This is a genomic window from Microbacterium sp. (genome assembly GCF_029263575.1).
In the GTDB taxonomy this organism is placed as follows: domain Bacteria; phylum Actinomycetota; class Actinomycetes; order Actinomycetales; family Microbacteriaceae; genus Microbacterium.
On sequence record NZ_JAJUFV010000149.1, the window covers coordinates 1 to 6795 of the forward strand.

Below are 6795 nucleotides of genomic sequence, written 5' to 3' on the forward strand. Positions count from 1 at the left end.
CGTCCAGTTGTCCGAGAAATCGGTCATCGAGTTGTCGGAGTTGTCGGTCATCGAGTTGTCCTGGAACGAGTCGTTCAACGACCAGTTGTCCGAGAAGTCGTTCATCGAGTTGTCGGAGTTGTCGGTTGCCGAGTTGTCCTGGAACGAGTCGTTGATCGAGTTGTCCGTGTTGAACGAGTCCGTGTTCCACGTGTTGCCGATCGAGACGTCGCCCACCGTGATGTCGGTGTCGATGTTGGTCCACGACGCGTCACCGCCGGCTGCGACGGAGCCGTCACCGGCTGCCGTGACGCTGCCGTTGCTGAACGCCTGACCGACGTCGCCACCACCGGTTGCGATGTTCTGGTTCACGGACTGGTCTGTCAGGTTCGTGCGCGCATCGATGGTGATGCTGCCGCCCGTTGCCCCGGCGAGACCCGCCGCACCCGTCAGGTTCAGGTCGTTGAACCCGGAGTTGTACTGACGCATGCCGACGCTGATCGAGTGGTCGTTCAGCGTGGTGGTCGTCGAGTTGTCCTGGAACGAATCGTTGATCGAGTTGTCCGAGTTGTCGGAGTTGTCGCTGTTGTCCTGGAACGAGTCGTTGACCTGGAACGAGTCGTTGATCGAACCGTCGCTGTTGTCGGAGTTGTCGGAGTTGTCGCTGTTGTCCGAGTTGTCCGAGTTGTCGCTGTTGTCCGAGTTGTCCGAGTTGTCGCTGTTGTCCGAATTGTCGGAGTTGTCGCTGTTGTCGGTCGAGTTGTCGGAGTTGTCGGAGTTGTCCGAGTTGTCCGAGTTGTCGTCCGCCGAGTTGTCCGAATTGTCGGTGTTGCCGTTGCCGACATCCTCGACACCCAGATTCCACTGAGCGCCGAGCAAGTTGACGTTGTCCTGCACAGCCATGATGTGTCCCCTTTATCCGTGTGAGTGCCGAGTGGCGCTTGGTAAGAGTCTGGAACCGGCCTGCCCGGGCAGCATCGGGGAGCATCCCGAGGTTTGTCGGGGAATGGTCGGGGGATCATCGGGGGGGCCGCGGGGGTCAGTAGGGGAACCCCGGAAACGACGAAGGTCCGGATGCCGAAGCATCCGGACCTTCTGACGAACTGCGCGTCCGCTGAGCTGGCGTCAGCGAACGACGACGGCGAGGACGTCGCGCGCGGAGAGCACGAGGTACTCGTCTGCGCCGAACTTCACCTCGGTGCCGCCGTACTTGCTGTACAAAACGCGGTCGCCGACGGCGACGTCGAGCGGAACACGGTTGCCGTTGTCGTCGATGCGGCCGGGGCCAACGGCCACAACCTCGCCCTCCTGGGGCTTCTCCTTGGCGGTGTCGGGGATGACCAGTCCACTCGCGGTGGTCTGCTCTGCCTCGACCTGCTGGATGACGATGCGGTCTTCGAGCGGCTTGATGGAAACCGACACGGTCTACCTCTTCTTTCTTGACGCTGACACGAAAGACTTGTTCGCACTCTCAACCCGAGAGTGCTAACTCAAGTGTATGCCGTCAATTGGCACTCACGCAATGCGAGTGCCAGTTTCGCGGTTCTGATTAGGCTGGGCGGGTGGAGATGTCTGAGCTGACCGCGTTGCTCACGCCGGAGGGGCTTCGGCTGCTCGATGAGGTCGGCACGATCCAGACGACCGCGGAGGTCACCCGGGTCGTCTCGACCTTGCGCGCGGCCGGCCACCGTCCTGAGCTCGTTTCGGCCGTGGTCGGACAGGCGCATCTGCGGGCGAGAGCCCGGGCGAAGTTCGGCGATTTCGCCGGGCGGATGCTGTTCACCAGAGCCGGCCTCGAGCAGGCCACCCGGTTAGGGGTCGCGGCGCGCCACGCCGGGCGGATGCGTCAGGCGGACATCGCGCGGGTGGCAGATCTCGGCTGCGGCATCGGCGGTGACACGCTGGCGTTCGCCGGAGCAGGACTCGAGGTCGTCGCCGTCGACACGGACGAGGTCACTGCAGCGATCGCTGCGTACAACCTGGCACCGTTCGGCGGCGATGCCGCAGTCGCGCAAGGGACAGCCGAAGACTTCGTGAGCCGTAACTTCGGAGAATCGCACGATCTTCGGACGAGTTCTGCTGATTCGTCCGAAGAAGCTGCGATTCTCCGCAGCACGCGTACGGCCGTCTGGCTCGATCCGGCCCGGCGCACGGCAGGTCACGGCGAGACGCAGCGGGTCACGGCATCCGACTACTCCCCCTCGCTCGAGTGGGCGTTCGATCTCGCGTCCCGCGTGCCCGCGGGCATCAAGCTCGGGCCAGGGCATGATCGCGACGCTCTGCCCGCTGATGCCGAGGCGCAGTGGGTGAGTGTGGATGGCAGCGTCGTCGAACTCGTGCTGTGGTCGCGCGAGCTGGCCAGAGAGGGGGTGCGGCGGGCGGCGCTCGTGCTTCGCGGCGATCAGTCGCACGAGCTGACGGCGGGGGCGGATGCCGAAGACGCCGGCGTGCGCGAACTCGGAGCGTTCGTACACGAGCCAGACGGGGCGGTGATCCGCGCGCGCCTGATCGGTGATGTGGCGCGCAGCCTCGATGCCGGGATGCTGGATCACAAGATCGCCTATCTGACCGGGGATGCCGCGGTCACGAGTCCGTTCGTGCAGTCATTCCGCGTGCGCGAGGTCACCGGCGCCGCTCCCAAAGCGATCAACGCCGCCCTGCGTGCCCACGACATCGGCACGATCGAGATCAAGAAACGCGGCATGGACATCGACCCGGCCGTCTTCCGCAAGAAGCTGAACCTCCGCGGCTCGCAGTCTGCGACGCTCCTCCTCACGCGCGTGGGTGAGAGGCGCATGGCGATTCTCGCCGATCGGATCTGAGCGCTACGGAGTGCTCTCGCCGGTGGTGTCGTTGATCTCGGGAGCATCGAGCGACGACTCCGGGCCAGACGGCAGCTTCATGACCGTCAGCTGCGGCCCCCGCATCTCGCCGTATGTGAGACGGTACTGGGTCAGGATGCCGTCGATGTCGGCTTCGACCGTCAGCTCGCCGTCAGACTCCACCTCGCCGGCGCAGCCTTCCAGCACACCGGAATCCGACTCAGCGATGAGGCAGAGTCCCTGCGCATTCCACAGATACCAGACGGGCCTGTCTCCGTCATAGCCGAGAATGTTGAGCTCGGTCGGCGCGTACCCCGCCGCTTCGAGTCGACTGATCGCTTCGAGCTCGGATTCGCTGTACTGCGACTCCCAATCGACCGCCCGCTGGTCCCAGACCTGGACGGTCGGCACGAGCTCACCCGCTGCCGTGCGCACCAGAAACGCCGAGAACGTCTGGCCGGCCAGCTCGTCCCCCTCGGGGACGCTGATGGTGGCGCTGGCTGCCCCCGAGCTGGGATCGTCCATCGTGGCACACCCGCTGTTCTCCGCCTTCGCCGCTGTGACGATGACGCACTGCTGTTCGCCTTCGTCTCGCTGCGCCATCCATACGACGATGCCGTGCTGCTCCGCGACGGCGACGACCGTGCCGGGGTCGTATTCACCGGTCGATTCAAGCTCAGCCTGCGTCTCGGAATACGCGGAAGCGAGCTGGAACGCTTCGCTGTTGAATCCCCAGAGCGCCCAGCCCGCAGCGACGCCGACGACGAGTGCTGCGGCGCCGGCGATGAACGGCCACAGGCGACGGATGCGGGATGCTTCGCGTGCGCCGGATGCCACGACGGGCGCGGGGGCTCCGCCGGGGGCGGGGGCTCCGCCGGGCTCGACGGGGGCGAGCGGTGCAGCGTCGGATGCCTCGGGCTCGGTGACCGGGTGCGACCCACGGTCAGGATCAGCGATGCGTTCTGCGGGCGGACGGGTTCCGCGGTTCGGCGCGCCAGCGGGCGCAGCGGCCGGAGGTATCGCAGGCGCAGCGGCCGAAGCAGCAGCGCGGCGCTGGCGTTCCAGCTCGCGCAGTCGCGCGCCTTCTTCGAGAGACAGCTTTCCGTCGCGACCATAAGCCTTGGCTTGCAGGGCGCGCCGTTCGGCGATCTCGTCGGGTGAAAGCATCCGCTATGCCATCGCTTCGAACTGCATCATGGCCCAGATGAGCCAGCCGAGGCTGTAGATAGTGGCGGCAAGCCCGAGCACGAGCGCCCAACACGCGATCGCGCGGCTCTCGGCGGGACGACGCAACGACATGATCGACGCCACCACCGCGACAATGGCGAGCGGGATTCCCCAGCCCACGAAGAATGAGGCGCACAGCGCCACGATCGCCGCCAACAGCGCCCACGGCGCAAGGCGCGCGCTGTCGTCGCCGGCGACCTGATCATGCGGAGCCCACTGGGCCACCGGCGCTCCGGCGGTGTCGGCGGGCCCGCTCGTGACGACCGGTTCGACGCCCACCGGTCCGGTGGGCATCTTCGTATAGCCCTCGCGAGCCGCGCCGGGCAGGCGTGCCGCACCGGCTGGGTGCTCGACCTCGGGACTCGGCTCTTCGAGCCTCGGCGTGTTCGATGCGTCGGGGCGACTGGCCGAGCCGCCCGATCCGTTCCGCTCTGGCCCCGTCATCAGACGACCTCAGCCCCGCGCGCGGCGACGTGAATCTGCGTGACCGGCAACGTCGAATCCGCGCCGAAAGCCAGCGTCGACGGTTCACGCCCGGAAGCGATGAGCTCGGCGGCGAGCGCTGCGATCATGGCACCGTTGTCGGTGCACAGCGACAGGGGCGGAATCCGCACCGTGACTCCGGCATCCGCCGCGCGCGCCAGCGCGGCATCCCGCAGGCGACGGTTCGCGATGACCCCACCGCCCAGCAGCAGACGCGGCACACCGAGGTCAGCGCACGCGGCGAGCGCCTTGGTGACGAGCACATCGACGACGGCCTCGCGGAAGCTCGCGGCGACATCGGCGACGGGCACGGAACGCCCCTCTGCCTCACAGCGCTCGACCCAGCGGGCGACGGCCGTCTTGAGGCCGGAGAACGAGAAGTCGTAACGGTGCTTCGCCATATCCGAGGCGCGTGAGAGTCCGCGCGGGAAACGGATCGCCGTCGGGTCTCCTTCAGCGGCAGCACGGTCGATCTCGGGACCGCCCGGATACGGCAGGCCCAGCAGCCGCGCCACCTTGTCGAAGGCTTCACCGGCAGCGTCGTCCATCGTCTCACCGAGGAGTTCGACGTCGGTGGTGAGGTCGCGCACGTGCAGCAGAGAGGTGTGACCGCCCGAGACGAGCAGGGCGATCGTCGGATACTCCAGCGGGTCAGCATCCGCCGTGACGATGTCGGCGGCGATGTGCCCGACCAGATGATTCACGGCGTACAGCGGCTTGTCGAGGGCGACGGCAAGGCCCTTGGCGGCTCCCACACCGACCATGAGCGCTCCGGCGAGTCCCGGCCCGCTGGTCACGGCGACGGCGTCGAGGTCGTCGAGCGTCACGGATGCCTCGGCGAGCGCGGCTGCAATCGACGGCTGCAGCGCCTCCAGGTGTGCTCGTGCGGCGACTTCGGGCACCACCCCGCCGTAACGCGCATGCTCGTCCATGCTGGAGGCGATCGTGTTCGACAGGAGCGTCCGACCGCGCACGATGCCGATGCCGGTCTCGTCGCAGCTCGTCTCGATGCCGAGCACGAGAGGTTCGCGCATGCTCATGCTGTGCCCTCCTCTGCGCAAGCTCCCACTCGCTCCACCCAGCGACGCAGGTCGAGGCGCATCACGATCGCGTCGACATCGTCGGGCTGGTAATAGCGCGGGCGCCTACCGAGCTCGGTGAATCCCTCCGAGACGTAGAGCGCTTCGGCGGCGGGGTTGTCGGCACGCACCTCGAGGAATACCTCGCGTGCACGACGAGCGGATGCCTCGGCCAACAGTGCACGCAGCAGGGCGCGGCCGCGCCCCTTCCCCCGGTGCGCCGTGTCGAGGGCGATCGTCTGGATATCGGCATCCGAACCGCCCGGAATCGACCGAAGCCCGGCATAGCCGACGATCGCACCAGCATCGTCGTAGACCAGATAGTAGCTGTACTCATTCGACAGCTCGGCGGCCATCGAAGCGGAACTCCACGCGTCCGAGGGAAACGAAGCGTTCTCGATCGCCATGATCGCCTCGAGATCGGCCGAGGTCGCCGCGCGAATCGTCATAGTCCGACGCGTTTCGGTGCTGTGGGCGCGGCTGCGTCGGGCTGGCGCAGATAGAGCGGCTCGGGTCCGGTGAGCGTGCGTCCGGCGATCGTTGCCCGCAAGCCGACACGGGCAAGGGCTGTCGCGTCAAGCGTCGCCACCTCGATCGCGTGCATGCCGCGCAGACGCTCGTCGACGTCGGCGCGCGGCACGAGCACGGTCTCGCCGATCAGGTTCGGGATGCCGTCGGCGTCGAGTCCCTCGAAGATGCTCACGGCGACCTCTCGGCGACGGGCATCCGTCACGATCGCGAAGGCGGTATCGGGAGCATCCGCATCGATCACGCTCAGCGCGGCCCCGAAATGGCTGGGCACCGGCATCACCGAGATACCCCGCCCGAGGGCGAAGCCACGAGCAGCGGCGATGCCGATCCGCAGGCCGGTGAACGGGCCGGGGCCCATCCCTGCCACGACCTGCGTGACCTCGGCCGGGGTCGACTCAGCCTCAGCGAGCGCGCGCGTCAGCAGATCGCCGATGACCTCGGCGTGCCCAAGCGAATCGTGGCTGGAGGCATCGGCGACAGCGTGGCCATCAGCCTCCACAAGAGCGACGGCCGTACCCAGCGAGGTGTCGACGGCAAGAATCACCCCTCTAGGGTAGTCGGCATTATGCGGCGAGACTCATTCCGTGATGCAGGCGATGGTCAGCATCCGCGGCGCATCCGCATCGAGGTCTTCGTCGGCCAGATCGTCCTCACCGCCCACCGGACGTTCGATC

At 67.0% G+C, this 6795-nt stretch carries 7 protein-coding genes and 1 pseudogene; 1 reads left to right on the top strand and 7 read right to left on the bottom strand.

All coding sequences use genetic code 11. The features are described 5' to 3' along the window. Both Q1J95_RS12955 and groES read right to left on the bottom strand, forming a co-directional pair. Positions 1-882: pseudogene (locus tag Q1J95_RS12955) on the bottom strand (hypothetical protein); the annotation flags it as partial. Positions 883-1104: 222 nt separating this feature from the next. Then, positions 1105-1401, bottom strand: coding sequence for a co-chaperone GroES (groES, locus tag Q1J95_RS12960; protein ID WP_067242196.1), 297 nt, complete (start codon positions 1399-1401; stop codon positions 1105-1107). A 140-nt stretch (positions 1402-1541) separates the two neighbouring features. Here groES and Q1J95_RS12965 point away from each other — a divergent pair, with 140 nt between their 5' ends. Further along, positions 1542-2801: a class I SAM-dependent methyltransferase gene (locus tag Q1J95_RS12965; protein WP_300268207.1), complete on the top strand. Its 1260-nt coding sequence runs from the start codon at positions 1542-1544 to the stop codon at positions 2799-2801. 3 nt (positions 2802-2804) lie between these two features. On the opposite strand, the gene Q1J95_RS12970 is transcribed toward Q1J95_RS12965, so the two are convergent. From Q1J95_RS12970 to tsaB, 5 genes are read right to left on the bottom strand one after another with little or no spacing between them, the layout of a single operon-like run. Continuing rightward, positions 2805-3968, bottom strand: a complete 1164-nt coding sequence (locus Q1J95_RS12970; RefSeq protein ID WP_300268209.1) for a hypothetical protein — start codon at positions 3966-3968, stop codon at positions 2805-2807. A gap of 3 nt (positions 3969-3971) precedes the next feature. Continuing rightward, positions 3972-4472 carry a hypothetical protein gene (locus Q1J95_RS12975; RefSeq protein WP_300268210.1) on the bottom strand — a complete coding sequence of 167 codons (501 nt, stop codon included), beginning with the start codon at positions 4470-4472 and terminating at the stop codon, positions 3972-3974. Further along, positions 4472-5551: a tRNA (adenosine(37)-N6)-threonylcarbamoyltransferase complex transferase subunit TsaD gene (gene tsaD / locus Q1J95_RS12980; protein ID WP_300268211.1), complete on the bottom strand. Its 1080-nt coding sequence runs from the start codon at positions 5549-5551 to the stop codon at positions 4472-4474. The genes Q1J95_RS12975 and tsaD overlap by 1 nt, the downstream gene beginning before the upstream one ends. Continuing rightward, positions 5548-6039: a ribosomal protein S18-alanine N-acetyltransferase gene (rimI, locus tag Q1J95_RS12985; RefSeq protein WP_300268212.1), complete on the bottom strand. Its 492-nt coding sequence runs from the start codon at positions 6037-6039 to the stop codon at positions 5548-5550. Before rimI ends, tsaD begins: the two co-directional genes overlap by 4 nt. Next, positions 6036-6665, bottom strand: a complete 630-nt coding sequence (gene tsaB / locus Q1J95_RS12990) for a tRNA (adenosine(37)-N6)-threonylcarbamoyltransferase complex dimerization subunit type 1 TsaB (RefSeq protein ID WP_300268213.1) — start codon at positions 6663-6665, stop codon at positions 6036-6038. Before tsaB ends, rimI begins: the two co-directional genes overlap by 4 nt. Between the last annotated feature and the right edge of the window lie 130 nt (positions 6666-6795).

Excerpts from the sequence above, each read along its gene's own strand:
- Q1J95_RS12970 (WP_300268209.1), bottom strand. The coding sequence starts at position 3,968 with ATGCTTTCACCCGACGAGATCGCCGAACGGCGCGCCCTGCAAGCCAAG.
- Q1J95_RS12975 (WP_300268210.1), bottom strand. The coding sequence starts at position 4,472 with ATGACGGGGCCAGAGCGGAACGGATCGGGCGGCTCGGCCAGTCGCCCC.
- tsaD (WP_300268211.1), bottom strand. The coding sequence starts at position 5,551 with ATGAGCATGCGCGAACCTCTCGTGCTCGGCATCGAGACGAGCTGCGAC.
- rimI (WP_300268212.1), bottom strand. The coding sequence starts at position 6,039 with ATGACGATTCGCGCGGCGACCTCGGCCGATCTCGAGGCGATCATGGCG.